The sequence below is a fragment of the Streptomyces hygroscopicus subsp. hygroscopicus genome (genome assembly GCF_001553455.1).
GTDB lineage: Bacteria > Actinomycetota > Actinomycetes > Streptomycetales > Streptomycetaceae > Streptomyces > Streptomyces hygroscopicus.
Map to the genome: position 1 here is coordinate 1 of NZ_BBOX01000594.1, position 659 is coordinate 659.

Genomic DNA, 659 nt, shown 5'->3' on the forward strand with positions numbered 1-659 from the left:
GAGAACTGCACAGTGGACGCGAGCATCTGTGGCCAAGTTTTTAAGGGCGCACGGTGGATGCCTTGGCACCAGGAACCGATGAAGGACGTGGGAGGCCGCGATAGGCCCCGGGGAGCTGTCAACCGAGCTGTGATCCGGGGGTGTCCGAATGGGGAAACCCGGCAGTCGTCATGGGCTGTCACCCATACCTGAACACATAGGGTATGTGGAGGGAACGCGGGGAAGTGAAACATCTCAGTACCCGCAGGAAGAGAAAACAACCGTGATTCCGGGAGTAGTGGCGAGCGAAACTGGATGAGGCTAAACCGTATGTGTGTGATACCCGGCAGGGGTTGCGCATGCGGGGTTGTGGGAGCGAGCTTCGGTCGTCTGCCGGCGGCTGGGTGAGTCAGAAACCATTGCGATAGGCGAAGGGCATGCGAAAGGCCCGGCGTAGAGGGTAAGACCCCCGTAGCTGAAATCGTGGTGGCTTGCTTGCTTGTTTCCCAAGTAGCACGGGGCCCGAGAAATCCCGTGTGAATCTGGCGGGACCACCCGCTAAGCCTAAATATTCCCTGGTGACCGATAGCGGATAGTACCGTGAGGGAATGGTGAAAAGTACCGCGGGAGCGGAGTGAAATAGTACCTGAAACCGTGTGCCTACAAGCCGTGGGAGCGTC

The 659-nt window shown here is 58.7% G+C and carries 1 rRNA gene; it reads left to right on the forward strand.

From position 1 onward, the window contains the following. Positions 1 to 30 precede the first annotated feature (30 nt). A 23S ribosomal RNA gene (locus AXW62_RS39100) occupies positions 31 to 659 on the forward strand; the annotation flags it as partial.